General features: G+C 56.4%; 14 protein-coding genes and 1 pseudogene. 8 read left to right on the top strand and 7 right to left on the bottom strand.

What is annotated here, in order from left to right; all coding sequences use genetic code 11:
- Positions 1 to 56: 56 nt before the first annotated feature.
- The 3 genes from GFR01_RS10755 to GFR01_RS10745 all read left to right on the top strand — a co-directional run bounded on the left by GFR01_RS10755 (position 57) and on the right by GFR01_RS10745 (position 3,064).
- Positions 57 to 878, top strand: a complete 822-nt coding sequence (locus GFR01_RS10755; RefSeq protein WP_099182456.1) for an aldo/keto reductase — start codon at positions 57 to 59, stop codon at positions 876 to 878.
- Positions 879 to 1,062: 184 nt separating this feature from the next.
- Positions 1,063 to 1,674 (top strand): NAD(P)H-dependent oxidoreductase, encoded by a 612-nt coding sequence (locus GFR01_RS10750; RefSeq protein ID WP_099182503.1) that lies wholly within the window; start codon positions 1,063 to 1,065, stop codon positions 1,672 to 1,674.
- Positions 1,675 to 1,720: 46 nt separating this feature from the next.
- Positions 1,721 to 3,064, top strand: a complete 1,344-nt coding sequence (locus GFR01_RS10745) for a PQQ-dependent sugar dehydrogenase (protein WP_099182455.1) — start codon at positions 1,721 to 1,723, stop codon at positions 3,062 to 3,064.
- A gap of 156 nt (positions 3,065 to 3,220) precedes the next feature.
- Here the strand turns inward: GFR01_RS10745 and GFR01_RS10740 are convergent, their stop codons facing one another.
- The 4 genes and pseudogenes from GFR01_RS10740 to GFR01_RS16015 form a co-directional block, all read right to left on the bottom strand.
- The gene (locus GFR01_RS10740) at positions 3,221 to 3,724 is read right to left on the bottom strand and encodes a heme-degrading domain-containing protein (RefSeq protein ID WP_099182454.1); all 504 of its coding nucleotides are present in this window, start codon (positions 3,722 to 3,724) and stop codon (positions 3,221 to 3,223) included.
- Positions 3,715 to 5,529 (bottom strand): oxidoreductase, encoded by a 1,815-nt coding sequence (locus GFR01_RS15860; RefSeq protein WP_218016660.1) that lies wholly within the window; start codon positions 5,527 to 5,529, stop codon positions 3,715 to 3,717. The genes GFR01_RS10740 and GFR01_RS15860 overlap by 10 nt, the downstream gene beginning before the upstream one ends.
- 121 nt (positions 5,530 to 5,650) lie before the next feature.
- Positions 5,651 to 6,343: a zinc-binding dehydrogenase gene (locus tag GFR01_RS15855; RefSeq protein WP_456303674.1), complete on the bottom strand. Its 693-nt coding sequence runs from the start codon at positions 6,341 to 6,343 to the stop codon at positions 5,651 to 5,653.
- A 291-nt stretch (positions 6,344 to 6,634) separates the two neighbouring features.
- Positions 6,635 to 7,184: pseudogene (locus tag GFR01_RS16015) on the bottom strand (LysR substrate-binding domain-containing protein); the annotation flags it as partial.
- Between the two features lie 69 nt (positions 7,185 to 7,253).
- Between GFR01_RS16015 and GFR01_RS16010 the strand changes: the two are divergent.
- A complete protein-coding gene (locus GFR01_RS16010) occupies positions 7,254 to 7,649 on the top strand; it encodes a hypothetical protein (RefSeq protein ID WP_244902265.1) in 396 nt (131 codons plus the stop codon).
- Between the two features lie 27 nt (positions 7,650 to 7,676).
- Positions 7,677 to 8,219 (top strand): cupin domain-containing protein, encoded by a 543-nt coding sequence (locus tag GFR01_RS10715; RefSeq protein WP_007283959.1) that lies wholly within the window; start codon positions 7,677 to 7,679, stop codon positions 8,217 to 8,219.
- Here GFR01_RS10715 and GFR01_RS10710 read toward each other — a convergent pair.
- Genes GFR01_RS10710 through GFR01_RS10700 form a run of 3 tightly spaced genes read right to left on the bottom strand, consistent with a single transcriptional unit; the run spans position 8,209 to position 12,015 of the window.
- Positions 8,209 to 9,399: a cytochrome c gene (locus GFR01_RS10710; protein WP_099182452.1), complete on the bottom strand. Its 1,191-nt coding sequence runs from the start codon at positions 9,397 to 9,399 to the stop codon at positions 8,209 to 8,211. The two genes, GFR01_RS10715 and GFR01_RS10710, sit on opposite strands and share 11 nt — an antisense overlap.
- The gene (locus tag GFR01_RS10705) at positions 9,396 to 11,567 is read right to left on the bottom strand and encodes a xanthine dehydrogenase family protein molybdopterin-binding subunit (protein WP_099182451.1); all 2,172 of its coding nucleotides are present in this window, start codon (positions 11,565 to 11,567) and stop codon (positions 9,396 to 9,398) included. Before GFR01_RS10705 ends, GFR01_RS10710 begins: the two co-directional genes overlap by 4 nt.
- Positions 11,560 to 12,015, bottom strand: a complete 456-nt coding sequence (locus GFR01_RS10700; protein WP_099182450.1) for a (2Fe-2S)-binding protein — start codon at positions 12,013 to 12,015, stop codon at positions 11,560 to 11,562. Before GFR01_RS10700 ends, GFR01_RS10705 begins: the two co-directional genes overlap by 8 nt.
- 181 nt (positions 12,016 to 12,196) lie before the next feature.
- Between GFR01_RS10700 and petA the strand changes: the two genes are divergently transcribed.
- Genes petA through GFR01_RS10685 form a run of 3 tightly spaced genes read left to right on the top strand, consistent with a single transcriptional unit; the run spans position 12,197 to position 14,751 of the window.
- Positions 12,197 to 12,853, top strand: a complete 657-nt coding sequence (petA, locus tag GFR01_RS10695; protein WP_099182449.1) for a ubiquinol-cytochrome c reductase iron-sulfur subunit — start codon at positions 12,197 to 12,199, stop codon at positions 12,851 to 12,853.
- 9 nt (positions 12,854 to 12,862) lie between these two features.
- Positions 12,863 to 14,062, top strand: a complete 1,200-nt coding sequence (locus GFR01_RS10690; protein WP_099182448.1) for a cytochrome b — start codon at positions 12,863 to 12,865, stop codon at positions 14,060 to 14,062.
- Positions 14,059 to 14,751, top strand: a complete 693-nt coding sequence (locus GFR01_RS10685; protein ID WP_099182447.1) for a cytochrome c1 — start codon at positions 14,059 to 14,061, stop codon at positions 14,749 to 14,751. Before GFR01_RS10690 ends, GFR01_RS10685 begins: the two co-directional genes overlap by 4 nt.
- Positions 14,752 to 14,788 lie beyond the last annotated feature (37 nt).

Raw genomic sequence — 14,788 nt, 5'->3', positions numbered from 1 at the left:
ATTATCAAAGCCTGTCAAGTTCATCATGTTCCGTAGGGAACAGAAGGGAAATGAATATGCTGACGATTGAAACAGGCGGCGCGTCGATACCGGCCCTGGGTCTTGGTATTTTCCGTATGAACAACGAACAGGTTGCGCGCATCGTGCCGGCGGCTCTGGAGGCGGGGTTTCGTCATTTCGACACGGCGCAGATTTATGGCAATGAGGCAGTTCTTGGGGATGCGCTCCAGGCCAGCGGCATAAGCCGCAACGACTTCTTCCTGACCACCAAAGTCTGGGTGGATAATTATACGCCGGAACGTTTCGCACGCTCGGTTGAGGAAAGCCTCGAAAAGCTGAAGCTGGATTACGTTGATCTGCTTTTGCTGCATTGGCCCGGTGACACCGTGCCGATGTCTCAGCAGATCGAGTGGCTGGATGCTGTGAAAGACACAGGTAAGACCCGCCATATTGGGGTCAGTAACCAGAATATTGCCCAGATGCGGGAGTCTGCACGGTTGAGCACTGCGCCGATCGTGACCAATCAGGTCGAACTTCATCCCTATCTCAACCAGTCGGCGCTCTTTGCTGCCGCTCGGGATCTCGGCATTCCACTTACGGCCTATTATGGGATGGCAGATGGAAAGGTTGTTCACGATCCGGTGCTTCAGGAAATTGGTCGCAGGCATGGAAAGACGGCAGCGCAAGTAACCCTGCGCTGGTTGCTACAGCAGGGTGCCATTGTGCTCAGCAAGACCAGTACGCCGGAACGACTTCAGGAGAATATCGCGATTTTTGATTTTGTCCTGAGTGACACTGAACTTGCCCAGATTGCGGCGCTGGTTCGGCCAGATGGGCGTCTTGTCAGTCCGGCAGGTCTTGCGCCCGCTTGGGACTAGGGGCCTGCGAACAAGACCAAGGCATGAAAATCTTCGTAAGGGACACGAGGGATTGTAGCCATGGTCTGTTTTGCCGCTCGCGCCGCTGATGCGCCGAGACATTCTCATATTGAAAATGCTTCCGGACAAGGCTCTGAATTCTGGTCAGGCTTATCCAGGATGCTTTTTGCAGGACACTATTGCGATGAAAAACATTCTTCTTCTGAACGGCGGAAAGGCTTTCGCCCATTCTCATGGTCGTCTGAACGATACGCTGCACGGCGTCGCTTTTGAACTCCTGTCGAACGCGGGTTTCCACACGCGGCAGACAAAGATCGACGCAGGGTACGATATTGAGACGGAAGTCGAAAATATTCAGTGGGCTGACCTGGTCATCTATCAGATGCCGGGCTGGTGGATGGGTGCACCGTGGACCGTCAAAAAGTATGTGGATGAAGTCTTCACAGCCGGTCATGGCTCGCTTTACGCCAATGACGGGCGTAGCCGCGTCCATCCTGAACGTAAATATGGTTCAGGTGGCCTGCTGGAAGGAAAGCATTACATGCTCTCCCTGACATGGAACGCCCCGGAAGAGGCCTTTGTCGATCCGGCGCAGTTCTTCGAAGGCAAGGGCATCGACGGGGTTTACTTCCCCTTCCATAAGGCCAACGAGTTCCTCGGTATGGCACCGCTTCCAACATATCTCGCGACGAACGTCATCAAGGAGCCGCACGTTGACGAGACGATCGCGCGCTATCGCGACCATCTGGCCGAGGTTCTGGGCTTCGTCCGACCGAAGGGTGGCGTTGAATCGTAATGGGAATTGCAGGATCTTCCGGGCAACATCGAACCGAGAGAATAGTATGAAAACGTGGATACGTTTGGGGAGTGTCGGAATAATCGGACTGGCTGTGCTTGGTACAGTGACATGGAGGATTGTCCTGCATCCCGAAGCCGCTTCTCTTCCCGTGACGGCCGGAACAGGCTCCCATCCCGATCTGCCGCAGCCAAACCATACCCTGTTTCCGACCGTAAATATTGCGACGCCTGTGGGCTGGGCGCAGGGGAAGGTACCCACACCCGCTCAGGGGCTCGCGGTTACGCCCTATGCAAAAGGTCTCGATCATCCCCGATGGCTTTATCGGTTACCCAATGGCGATATTCTGGTGGCTGAGAGCAATTCGCCGAAAACGGATATTTCGACCCTCAAAAATCGCGTCGCAGGACTGGTGATGGGAGAGGTTGGCGCAGGCGGAGACAGCCCGAACCAGATCATTCTTCTGCGCGATACTACCGGCAAGGGGATCGCAGATACCCGCATGGTGTTCCTCGATCATCTCTATTCGCCGTTTGGAATGGCGCTGGTAGGCAATGATCTCTACGTTGCCAACGCCAATGCAATCTTGCGCTTTTCCTATCATGAAGGGGACACGCGGATTGATACGCCGGGAACCAAGGTCGCGGATCTGCCGGCCGGCTACAATCATCACTGGACGAAAAACCTGCTCGCCAGCCCGGACGGACGTTTCCTGTATGTGACCGTCGGGTCCAACAGCAACGTCGCTGACAACGGGATGAATGTCGAGGAAGGGCGGGCGCGGATCGACAGGCTTGATCTGAACACGGGAAAGCTGACGCCCTATGCGACGGGGCTGCGTAATCCGAACGGTCTGGCTTTTGAGCCGGAGAGCGGTGCCCTGTGGGTGGTGGTCAACGAGCGCGATGAAATCGGTAGTGATCTCGTCCCCGACTACATTACTTCGGTCAAGGAAGGCGCATTCTACGGCTGGCCTTACAGCTATTATGGCCAGCATGTTGATGCACGGGTCTCGCCGCAGCGACCAGATCTCGTCGCGCAGGCCATTGCGCCGGATTACGCGCTTGGCCCGCATACGGCCTCCCTCGGCATTGCGTTTTCCCAGGATGCCACCCGGCTTCCGGATGCCTGGCGTCATGGACTGTTCGTCGCACAGCATGGATCATGGAACCGCCGCCCCAAAAGCGGCTACAAGGTCATCTATGTGCCGTTCGCTGATGGGAAGCCGTCCGGGCCGCCGGTTGATGTGCTGACGGGTTTCCTGACGGCCGACGAAGCGCATGTGCATGGTCGACCGGTCGGCCTCGCGATTGACAGTTCGGGCGCATTGCTGGTGGCAGACGATGTGGGCGGTGTTGTGTGGCGTGTTTCCGGTAACGTCGCCGAATGAATGGGGTGCAAACCGGAGGCACCCGGCTCATTTCTTTTGGATCGGTTCTGAGATGACATATGCCGCGCTCATGACGGACTGATGCCGTCAGGGGAGCGGCCACCCGAAAAAAATGGGACCGGCATCATGGATGCCCATATTTGGAGTGATAAGTAGTCAGGTCGTGACTGCTTCGAAGGTGTATTCCTTCGCGGCCAGCCCGAGAACCGTGCAGAGCGCCGTGACAACTAGCATATGGTCCTCGCGCTGATCCAGTCCCGAGACGGTCACGGAGCCAATCACGCCGGTTTTGTCCAGCACGATCGGGAAGGCGCCGCCATAAGGGGCATAATCAAGGAGCGGCAGACCATAGCGTTCCTCAAGCGTCGCGCCCTTCGCTTTCATTTCAAGCCCGATTGCGTAACTGCTCCGCCGATAACGATCGACCACGTTGCATTTGCGCCGGATCCAGTCGGTATTGTCCGGCGTCGATCCGGGTAGGGCGGCAAAGAACAGAGGACGGTTGAAGGTCCGGACATCTATGGCGATCGGCGCCCGGTTCGTCTGTCCCCATTCCCGCAGGAACTGGCCCAGTTGCCATGCATCGGCCTCATCGAATTTTGCAAAGGCAAGTTCGCGCTCCTGCTGCGCGATCATGCGCAGGTCATCTGCTATGGCCATGCGGCGATTTCCTCATTGGTGAGATCCAGCCCTACAGATGCTTTCTCACGGGCGGACCGGTTTGCAGCTTCGATCACGGCCATCACGGCCAGTGCCTGAATCGGCGGGACAGGGTTCGGACCAATACCTGTCAGTGCGTCCACGATGCCGGCGTAGTAACGTCGCTGATCGCCCATGAGTGCCGGAATCTCTTGCTCCGATCCATTTCCGTCATAGGCAAGAAGCGGGTCGGGATCATGCCCCCAGCCAGCATCGCCAGGGGTCATGCCTGCAAGAAGCTGGGCTTCCTGACCGTCCGGCCTGCGTTTGAGGATGCTGCCTCTCTCGCCATGTACGAGGAAACGCGGCACCCCGCCTGCAACCAGCATACTGCCGTGCAGGATCACGCGATGCCGGTCATATTCCAGCGCGACATGCGCCCAGTCGTCCGATAGGGCGCCTTCACGCTGCATCATCAGGTCGCCATGCACGGAGCGGGGCAGGCCAAACAGGCACAGCGCCTGATCGACCAGATGCGGGCCAAGGTCGAACCACAGGCCGGCCCCCGGCTCGTTGCCTTCGCGCCAGCGTTTGCGAACCACGGGTCGGAAGCGGTCGAAATGGGATTCAAAATGCGTCACCCGGCCGATCAGTCCGCCTGCAATCGCATTCTTCACGCTCAGGAAATCACTATCCCAGCGCCGGTTATGGAAGACGGACAGCAATCTGTCCTGCCGGGCTGCCAGCGCCACCAGTTCACGCGCCTGCGCCAGGGTTAGCGTGAAGGGTTTGTCCACGACGACGTTCCTGCCAGCAAGCAGCGCCTGTCGTGCCAGGGGGGCATGGTACTCGTTCGGCGTTGCGATAACGACAAGATCGACATCCTCGTTCGTCAGGAGGGCTGCAGGCTCGGCGTCAACCGCAACGTCAGGCAGATCAGCATGCACCTTCCCGCTGTCGCTTGATGCGACACGGGTAATCCGCATGCGCGGTTCGGCCATCAGCAGGGGCTTGTGGAATGTCTTACCCGCAAATCCGTAGCCAATCAGGCCGACGCGGATGACGGGAGGAAACTGGTTCATGATCCGATGCCCCTTCAGGATGCTACGATGAATTCTGGTCCCGCGTGCTCCATGTCGGGGCCAACATGGGAGCGCTCCGAATAGACACGGCAGAATTGCGCCAGGTCTGCTACGTGATGCGGTTCGATGTGGCCGAATTTGAGATGATCGGCGAGCAGCCAGGCTTCGCTGGCAGTGTCCATCATGCTCCGTTTCATGTCGGCGTCGCGTTCCTCGCCTGCTGTCACCGCTCCGCGGGGCCCCGAGGATGGCAATGTCGGCGCGATACAGGCGCAGAACGGACCGGGCTGCTGCACCGGAGAACAGCCGTTGTCGGGAATCCCATTCCCCACCTGCCAGGATCAACCGGAGTGCTGGCCGTCCCTCTATCCGGTTGGCAATGTCGAGCGAATTGGTGATGACCGTTGCCGGTACTGCCAGAGCTTCTGCCATTGCAAGCGTCGTGCTGCCAGCGTCAAGGAACAGCGTGGCCCCCGCCGGAACCGCCGCAGCCGCAGCTTCACCAATCCGTTTTTTCTGCTCGGGAAGCAGGCTGGAGCGTGTCGTGCGGGCCATGCCGCCAAGATCAATCGACACGGCCCCGCCGTGTGTCTTGTGAAGGCAGCCTTGCTTTTCCAACGCACACAGGTCGCGCCGGATGGTGTCATCCGACACGCCCAGAGCCGCCGCAGCTTCTGATACGAGCAGTTCGCCCGTGTCGGTCAGCATGGCGAGAAGGCGATGTTGCCGTGAAAGTTTGCTCATGTACGGTCTCTAACAAATACCGCACAAATAAGCAATATAATGCACAAACCCGCAAAAATTGGTTATGGGCTGCACGGCTGCGTGCCCCGGGCAATCCCGGATTTCCGGTTTTTTTAGGAAATCAGCAGGAGTTTACCGGTCGTCTTGCGGCTTTCCATGTCGGCATGGGCACGGGCGATGTCGGCCAGCGCGTAGATGCCGCGAAGACCGCATAGCCGATCTTGATGCTCTTCGGGATGCTGGTGATCTCGACCGGGCCGGGGCCGCCCAGTATCGGGCCGAACCAGCAGAGTGTGCCGCAACGACGCAGCGCATCGAGCGATGCCTTCCACGACACGGGACCCGTGCCGTCATAGGCGACATGCACGCCTTCGCCGTCAGCCAGGCGCACGACTTCTTCGGCAAAATTGCTGCCAGCATCCACGATGACATGATTGGCACCGGCCTCACGCGCGATCCCGACCTTCTCCTGCGAGGATACCGGGCCGATAACCTTGCTGCCCCGGATCTTGATGATCTGCGTCAGAAGCAGGCCGAGCCCGCCAGCTGCCGCGTGGACGAGGGCAAACTCGCCCGGTTGGACGGGGTGGAAATCCGTCGCAAAATGGCTGGCCGTCAGGCCTTGCATCATGACAGACGCGGCTGTCCGGTCGTCAATCGCATCAGGAACGGGCACGAGTGCCGCCGGCGGAATGACGGCCCGGCTGGCATAGCTGCCGGGGGCGTAAACCCAGACTACGCGTTCGCCCGCCTGGAAGTCTTCGACACCTTCGCCGACGGACAGGACACGGCCCGCGCCTTCGACGCCGAGGATCGGCTTCCGTTCAGAACATCCCGCGCCGGACGCCGGTATTCATGAAGTTGACGCCGACCGCGGCCATATCGACCAGAACCTCGCCGGGACCCGGCATCGGGTCGGGCCTTTCCACCAGTTCAAGAACCTCGGGGCACCGGGTTCGTGCATTACGATAGCGTGCATGTCAGTTTTTCTTGGGATGGTTAGTCAAAGGGGTATGTGTCAGGTCACGACTGCGGAGCCGCAAGCGGCTTCGTGGCGGTCAGAGCCTTGCGGGCGGACTGGCGGTCGCTGTTAATCGTGCCAGAGCACGATCCGGCCCTTGCTGACCTCATGGGGCGCCATGTTTGGGATGGCCGCGGATTCACGACCGGGCAGGGCCAGGTGATGGATATTGGTTTCACCGAGTTTTCTCTGGATAAGTTCCTTGAAATCCTGACCGGCATTATCACGTCCGACCAGGAATGTTTCATGACGCAAATCTTGCCATAAGGCTTCCCGTCATGTCGCCAGAGGGTGATCGGTGGAGAGCGCCGCCACGATGCGGTTGCGCCACAGAGGCGTGACCTGCAAGGCAGTTACCGGATTGCGGCGGCTGGCGACCGTGAGTTCAATTTGCCCCCGCTGGAGCCGACGCAGCAGTCTTTTTTCTGTGCCTTCGGAGGAGCGAAAGATGATATCGGGATGTGTAGCACGGAACTCCGCCGTGAAGGCCGAGAGGCGTCCAGACGGATGCAGGTCTGGATGCCAATGGAGATCTGGCCATTCTCGCCTTTGCCCGGTCACCCATGCGAGCGTTAATGCCAGCCACGTTATCCAGAATCGTCTGGGTCCAGACAACGAATTCCCGGCCGAACACGGTCGGGCCAGCGCCAACCGGAGAGCGGTTGACGGCAAACTGCCTTGTGTTCAGGAAACGCGCCGCGCCATGGACATTGCCGGGCCCGGCGATTGCCCGCACGCACAGCAGTGGAAAGGATCGATTAACGGTTTTTCGTCCCTTAATGTGCTGCTGATTAGGCCCAACCGAACACTGGCAGTCAAAAAATCCTCTTTCATCAGAAATCTGCTGACTGGGGCAACAACCATCACCTTCCTGGAAAAAGGTCATTACCCTCTTTTTAAGCGCCTGCTGCCTTCATGGTCTGAAGCATATAGAGCTTCTATGCCAGTGCATCCGGCTTCAGCTTTCCATCAATCAATCGCATCCTGTCGGAATTTCGCCTCGGGGAATGTTATACTCGCTCAAAAATTGGGCACAAACCCTGTTAACAAAGCGGTCCAATTTTCTGGTGCATTGAAAATGATATCCTGTTTAAGATAGTGCACACGATATAAGTGATGGTATGCAATGGATATTGGCGGAACGCTCTATGAGCTTCGAACGCGACGCGGCCTTTCCCAGCGCGAGTTGGCCCGGCGGTGTGGTGTCGCAAATGGAACAATTTCTCTCATTGAATCGAATGCAATAAATCCATCAGTCGGGTTGCTGCGACAGATCGTCGATGCATTTCCAATGTCACTTTCAGAATTTTTTGCCTTCGAGCAGGCAGAAGAGCGTAAGCTTTTCTACAAGGCCGTCGAATTGCGGGATATTGGTGGTCGAGGCATTTCGTTGCGGCAGGTCGGAACCTCCATGAACAATCGTGCATTGCAGATTTTAAACGAGACCTATGCGCCTCGGACGGACACCGGAAAGACCATGCTTCAGCATAAAGGTGAAGAAGGGGGCGTGATTGTCCGCGGGGAGCTGGAAGTCACGGCGGGAGATCAGCGCGCGATCCTCGGGCCAGGAGATGCTTACTATTTTGACAGCAACATCCCCCATCGTTTCCGGAACATAGGCAACGAGCCCTGTCACTTGATAAGTGCGTCTACGCCCCCTAGTTTTTGAACCTGTCAGGTTCGATCTGAGCTTTAACGCCTCCGAAATGGCCGAGTACGTACTCTGATATTGCCGCCAATTCCTGGGGTGTATAAGCCTTTGTAAACGAGGGCATTGCCATTTTCCCATGTTCAGTCTTGATTGATGTGCCAGTTCGAAGAACACCTATGATGTTGGTGGCCGCAGGATCGCTCAAACTGTGCGCACCTTTCAAAGCTCCCCAGTCAGACTGTCGCCCGGCCCCATTTTCAAGATGGCATCCCATGCACGCCTGTTGAAAAATATGCCGGCCCACGTCCTCATTCTCGCCGCTTGCACCTGGCACGCGTTTTCCACGTTGTGGTCCGTTGGGACGGGCAGGGATGCTTCGCAGGTAAACAATCATGGCACGGATATCTTCTGCAGGCAGATATCGCAGGCTATTTTCGATTGCTTCGGCCATCGGACCGGAGGCCGGTCCGCGGTGAGGGGCATAACCCGTAGAAAGATATTCGAAAAGCTCACTGTCGCTCCAACCACCAAGCCCGTGTTCGGTATCTGATGTCAGATTATAGGCTCTCCACCCGACCTGGACTGTTCCGGCATAAGCCTTGCCGCTCAGTCCGAACATGAAGTTGCGCGGCGTATGGCATTGATCGCAATGCCCGAGTGCTTCCACAAGATAGGCCCCTCGGTTCCATTCCGGCGTTCGGTGCGGATCCGTAGTCATCCTTCGGTCTGGATTGTTGAACCAATTCCAGAAAGTCATTACCCAACGTTGGTTGAAAGGAAAGGGTAAGCGGTTTTCTGGTGCCTTGGCCTGAACGGGCTTGAGAGTGAAGAGATAGGCCTTGATTGCCAACGTGTCAGCGTCGTTCAGGAATGTATAAGATGTGTAAGGCATGACGGGATAGAGATGCCGCCCGTTCCGATCGACACCGGTGCGCATCATTCTAAGCCATTGCTCGTCCGTATAAGCCCCGATGCCTGTCTCGCGATCAGGCGTAATATTCACGGCATAAACTGTGCCGAAAGGGAGAGGAAAAGCCTTTCCTCCTGACAAGGTCTGACCATCGCTGGAAAGGTGACAGGCCGCACAGTCAGCCGCCCGAAACAGAGTTTTTCCCCGTTCAATCAGGTCAGTTTGTGCCTGTGCTGATCGAGCGGAGATTGCCATAATGACTGCGAAGACAAGCAGAAAGTACTTCATGCGCTCTTCCCAGCCATCTGAGAAAGAAACGGAATTTTACGCAGACGATGGCCGGTGGCGGCAAAAATAGCGTTAGCCAATGCTGGAGCTGCGGCCACTGTGCCGACTTCTCCGATACCTCCAATGTCAGCCGAGAGGTCTGGTACCAGATGCACTCTGATATCGGGTGCCTCATTGATGCGCATCATGCGATAGTCGTGAAAATTACTCTGATCTACCCGGCCATTTGTTACAGTAATCTCGTTGTAAAGGGCCATTGTCAGGCCAAAGATCAGTCCACCCTGGATCTGAGCTCTAACAGCATCTGGAAAAACGACTGGGCCGCAATCTACAGCCGTATCGGCCCGGACCAAGCGGATTGCATTATCATCTGTAACTTGCACTTCCAGTACCGTCGCTGCCCAGGTCTGAAATGAATAATGCAGGGCAATTCCTCGCCCATGACCAGAAGGAAGTGGCGTGCCCCAACCCGATTTTCTTGCTGCTTCGTTCAGAACTTTCAGGCCTCGTGGTGAATGGCCAAGCATGGACCGGCGGAAATCAAGAGGGTCGTTTTCGGCAAGATGCGCCAGTTCATCCATCATGCTTTCCACAACGAATACGTTATGCGTCGGGCCAACGCCGCGCCACCATAAGGTCGTCAGACCTTCAGGTTCGCACTGAACGGACTCATTTCTCTGGACGGGAATGTCGTAGGGCGTTTCAACAGCTCCATCGACCGTATCTGTATCAAGCCCGTTTTGAAGTCCCTCCGGTGCCCATCTTGCCGTTACGTATGACCCGGTTGTGCGGTGTTTCCAGGCTGCGATGCGCCCCTGTTTGTTTAACCCCGCAGAAATTCGGTCGTAGTAAAAAGGGCGAAACTGGTCCTGCTGGATGTCTTCTTCACGTGTCCAGAACAGTTTTACGGGGTAGGGCATCTGCTTCGCGAGCCTGGCAGCTTGGCCAATCGATCCTGAATCCAGTCTGCGCCCGAACCCTCCACCAATAACGTGGTTATGAATGGCGATTTTTTCTGGAGGCAAGCCGGTCGCGTTAGCAACTTCCTGCCGTGCCCGAACAGGAACCTGTGTCCCAACCCATACATCTGCGCCGTTTGGCCGGATATGAAGGGTTGTATTGATAGGTTCCAGTGCCGCATGAGCGAGGAATGGGAGTTCATAGACGGCGTCAATTCGGTGCGAACAGGCTGCTAACGCAGCGTCAACGTCTCCGGTATTCTTCGCAACCAGTCCCGTTCTGTCTGAAGCCCTTCGCAGGTCATCCATGAGAGTTTTTGTAGAGACCGCAGCGTGCGGGCCGGAATCCCATTGCGGATTTGCTGCTTCCAGACCTTTGATCGCAGCCCAGCTATGATCACCAATGACCGCAATAACATCTTGAAGCGTTATGATATCCACAACTCCCGGGATAGCGCGTGCTGCGACGCTGTCATAACTGATCAGCCGTCCTCTCTGAATCGGGCTGGCCATGATGCGGCCGATCTTCATACCGGGAACGCGCACGTCCATCCCGAAAATGGCAGTGCCATTACTTTTTGGCTTGGTATCAAGTCTTTGAGGGCTTGTTCCAATAAGGCGGAATGTTGAAGGATCTTTCAAAATGATTTTTTCAGGCACCTTTTGAAGGGCGGCTTCCTCCGCCAGATCTCCGTAAGATAAGGTCCGGCCGGTTGGCACGTGAATGATCTGTCCGTGCTGCGCGGCACAACTCTCAGGTGGAACGTTCCAGCGTGACGCAGCCGCTGCCACCAGCATGATCCGTGCGGCGGCGCCTGCCTGCCTCAAGGGGAGCCAGCTATCCCGTGTAGAGGCTGATCCTCCCGTTACTTCCTCGCCCGCGGCACTGTCCGTATAACGGGAAGGATCGGCAGGGGCGGCTTCAAGTGTGACCTGTTCTAGGTCGACTTCCAGTTCTTCCGCGATGAGCATCGCGATCCCGGTGTAAATGCCCTGTCCCATTTCGGCATGACGCATGATGAGAGTGATCCCACCACTACGATCAATCCGAATGAATGCGTTGGGAATGAAAACGCCCTTTGTATCAGCCTGCGCACCAGGCAACCCTGGGATCATTCCGGAGAGAAGCATTCCTCCGCCAAAAGCAAGCGTCCCTCGGAAAAAAGCACGGCGGTTCAATATCGCTCCGATATCGCGTGGCTTACGCATTGTTGGCGGCCTGATGGATGGCTTCCCGAATACGGACATAAGTCCCGCACCGGCAGATATTCCCGGACATGGCATCGTCAATATCGTCGTCTGTAGGGTTCGGGTTGTCCCGAAGCAGCGCTGTAGCCGCCATGATCTGTCCGGACTGGCAGTAGCCGCACTGGATAACCTGATTCTGTAACCAGACTGCCTGTATGCGGGCTCCTTCCCGTGTGTTGCCAATAGCTTCAATTGTCGTGATGTGACGGTCACCAATCAGCGAGACGGGAAGCTGGCATGCTCTGGTCGGAATTCCATCGATGTGGATCGTGCACGCTCCGCATTGAGCGACACCGCATCCATATTTGGTGCCTGTCAGACCGAGGATGTCCCGTAGTACCCAGAGAAGGGGCATGTCATCGGTCACATCAAGCTGATGTGACTCGTTGTTAATCCGGATCGTTATCATCTTGACCCAATCCCCGTTCCGTGAATTTCAATTGATTCTGAACAGATATGACTTTCCTACCATCCCCAGCAAATGATCGGATTGCAAGAACATTGCTGGGAGGCGAATAAAACAGTTGTTTAAGATTGACACCATTTCGTTGCCCTTGGATGATCATAACAGCTTATTCGAGTAGGATCCGATGACCCAGGACGGCGCACCGACTTCTTCCAGTACTCAGTGTTCATCAGGCAAAGGCGGGACCCGCCGACGTGACGTACTTGCGACCGTGACAGCAGGAGTGGGATGTGCGGGTGCCTGTGCTCTGGCCTATCCCTTTCTGGATAGTCTGAACGGAACGCGGAACAGTCGGGTAGGGGAAGATGACACGGTCGATGTTGATCTTTCTGCAATTCCGCCTGGACAGCAGACCGTCGTGACATGGCGGGGCTGGCCTGTTTTTGTGCAACGCCGAACGGCCGCTATGCTTGCGTCTTTGCAGGCTCCTGGCGCAGCGCAACGTTTGCGGGACCCGGAGTCTAAAATCCTTCAGCAGCCCAAGGATGCAACCAACTGGCATCGGTCTGTCGTGCCTGAAATTGGTGTGCTGATTGGAATATGTACCCATCTGGGCTGTGTGCCTTCCTACGATACGCCATCCCCAGCGGATCAGTCGGGGAAATATGCCTGTCCCTGTCACGGATCGCAGTTTGATATTGCCGGACGGGCCTACAAGAATGCTCCCGCGCCGTATAACCTACCGGTTCCGCCTGTCACCATGGTTTCGGAAACCCATCTTCGTATCGGGCTGAGCAAAGGTGATCCCGATTTCGATATTGCCAACATCCAGCAGATCTGAGCGGCCACTATGACTGAACGCTCCAATTCTCTGTCAGAATGGCTTGAAGCCCGGCTGCCTGTGATCTCGGCTTTCCGGCGGGAATATGTTGATTTCGCGATGCCGCGGAATCTCAATTATCTCTGGAATTTCGGTGCTTTCGCGACGATTGCCTTGGGTCTTCTGATCCTGAGCGGCATCTTTCTTGCGCTGAATTATACCCCGACCGTGACAGAGGCCTTTGCCAGTATCGAGATGATCGATCGTCAGGTTTCGTCAGGATGGCTTGTCCGGGCAATTCACATGGGGGGTGTCTCCATGTTGTTCGCATCTCTGTATGTGCATATCGGGCGTGGCCTCTACTATGGCTCTTACAAAGCCCCCCGTGAACTGCTTTGGCTAACGGGGCTCGGCCTGCTCCTGCTCGTTATGACGACAGCTTTTGCAGGCTATATCCTTCCATGGGGGCAGATGTCGTATTGGGGGGCAACAGTCGTCATCAACGCACTGAACTCCCTTCCAGTGATCGGAAAACCCCTCGCTGCATGGCTGTTAGGGGGAGAAGGGCTGGGAAACACAGCGCTTCATCGTATTTATGTCCTGCATTTCGTGACGGCTTTTTCCATTGTCGGGTTTGTCGTTTTGCACGTCGCGGCCTTACATGTCGCGGGTTCCAACAATCCAACAGGTATCGAGCCAGCCAAGCCCGATGATACGGTTCCTTTTCATCCGTATTACACAACCAAGGACGGGCTGGGCCTTTGCCTCTTTCTGATGGTTTATGCCGGGCTGATTTTCTTCGCGCCTGATATCCTGACGCTGGCCGACAATTATGCTCAGGCTAACCCTCTTGTAACGCCAAGGGATATTACGCCCGAATGGTACTTCGCGCCGTTCTACGCAATTCTGCGCGCCGTCCCTTCAAAGCTTGGTGGCCTTCTGCTGGCGGCAGGAAGTCTTGGTGTTCTCTTCGCCGTACCTTGGCTGGACGCATCGCCAGTGCGCTCTGCCCGTTACAGACCTATTCTGCGCATTGCACTGCCCATTCTCTTTCTGGCGTTCATCGCGCTTGGAGCGGCAGGAATGCATCCTCCCACGGGTTTCTGGCTCTGGATTAGCCGGATCGCAGTAACATATTGGTATCTCTATTTTCTGATCCTGCTTCCCTATCTTCCCCGCGTGGAAATTCCGAAACCTCTTCCCTCAAGCTTGCAGGAGCCCAGGGGATGAAACGTTTCTTCATCGCTACGCTTCTTCTGGCAGGGGGCTCAGCCCATGCCTCGACGCCGGAGCAGCGCGGGTTTCAGGTTTTTCGACAGATCTGTAGCTCATGCCATAGCTTGAATTACGTGACGTATTCGGATCTGACGGGCCTCGGCGTATCCGTGCCGGATATCAAGAGCTATGCCAGTCAGCATCAGGTGCCCGATGGTCTGGATGAGGATGGCGATCCAAAGACACGCCCTGCGCATCCGTCAGATCATATCGGTTCGCCATATCCCAGCGAGAGCATGGCGCGGATGGCCAATCATGGTGGTCTTCCGCCTGATTTCTCCAGGCTGGCCCTGACACAGGAGGGTGGTCCTCAGAGGATCATTCACATTCTGAAGTCTTATACGGCGCCTCCTGCAGGCACCAAATTACCACTGGGCGCATTCTACAATACGGCCATGCCACACCTCCATATCGCCATGCCACAACCGCTGCATGACGGACAGGTGAAATATGCCGACGGCACCACTGCAACGATCCCCCAGATGGCCAATGACGTCACGGCGTTCCTTAACTGGACAGCACGACCTCACCTTAAGGCCAGACATCAGACGGGGATCTTCGTTCTGGCTTATCTTGCCGGTCTTGCGGTGTTGCTCGGGATACTGAAGCGCCGTGTCTGGAAACGATTGAAGTCCCCTGAATAATCTTTTCGATCTTAAGCGATCAGATGCAAAGTTAGTG

The sequence above is a fragment of the Gluconobacter frateurii genome (genome assembly GCF_002723955.1).
Lineage (GTDB): Bacteria > Pseudomonadota > Alphaproteobacteria > Acetobacterales > Acetobacteraceae > Gluconobacter > Gluconobacter frateurii.
Note: the sequence above shows the minus strand (reverse complement) of the source record. Positions and strands in the feature narration are given on the sequence as shown.